The 820-nt window shown below is 40.4% G+C and carries 2 protein-coding genes; both read left to right on the forward strand.

Annotation, left to right across the window (positions count from 1 at the left end; genetic code table 11):
• Positions 1–190, forward strand: a 190-nt coding sequence (locus I8U27_RS20865) for a hypothetical protein (protein ID WP_408637644.1), incomplete at its 5' end; no start/stop codon positions are given.
• A 279-nt stretch (positions 191–469) separates the two neighbouring features.
• A partial coding sequence (locus I8U27_RS20385) for a tetratricopeptide repeat protein (protein WP_198065929.1) occupies positions 470–820 on the forward strand: 351 nt, incomplete at its 3' end.

Genomic DNA, 820 nt, shown 5'->3' on the forward strand with positions numbered 1-820 from the left:
ACATGCTATTGTTTCTGAGGATTTACTTCCGCTAGTTTGGGATTTCACACCAGCTGGTTTCTATGATAATCAGGTTCCTTATCTTGTCGATCACTTAGCTGGTCATAATGTATTTTTCTTGCTAGCTCATGCAGCGTATGATGACAAGAAACTTGGGTTAAACACAAGAAAAGCACCATGGAACCGCTAAGATTCTAGCTTCTCACGCTAATTTTGCAACAACCTCTATCTTTTAAAGTTTCCATGAATTAAAGGCTCCCGACTATCTAACCTAAAAATAAGTTCAAGGTAAATAAGAGAGAGTTTTATTTGCCTTGAACTTGTCATTGTTATCTACATAATCATTCACTTCGGCTTATCTTGATCTTGTTTATCTGAAGAATCTTGCTGGTTATGGATGGTGGGCAGCAGGTGGTTGCGATCGACTCTTCCGGTGACCAGTCTTGTTTCAAAGGTGTAGCTGCTGCATTTGAGTTTAAATGTATTTCTAAGCCGGCGGGTGACTTCTTCGATTTTATGCCGTATGCTCTCCAATGCCAAGACTTGCTTTCAAGCCGCATTGGAGTTAGAAGGCAACATTCAGAAAAAGTATTTAACGATTAAGACATATACCCAGTCAGGGTTGTTGTACCTGAAACAAAATAAAATGGATCTTGCGCAAAGGACAATTGAGGAAGCGGTTCGCCGCGGAAAGAAGTTTCACGATGATTACCGGCTTGTGCAGGCGCTGATCGGATTGGGGCACTGCTATTTAAAACAATCAAAGGATTTAAAGGGGTTAAAGATCTTTGAAGAGGCACTGGAATTAAGCAAAAAACAT

Source organism: Paenactinomyces guangxiensis, from assembly GCF_016055185.1.
Lineage (GTDB): Bacteria > Bacillota > Bacilli > Thermoactinomycetales > Thermoactinomycetaceae > Paenactinomyces > Paenactinomyces guangxiensis.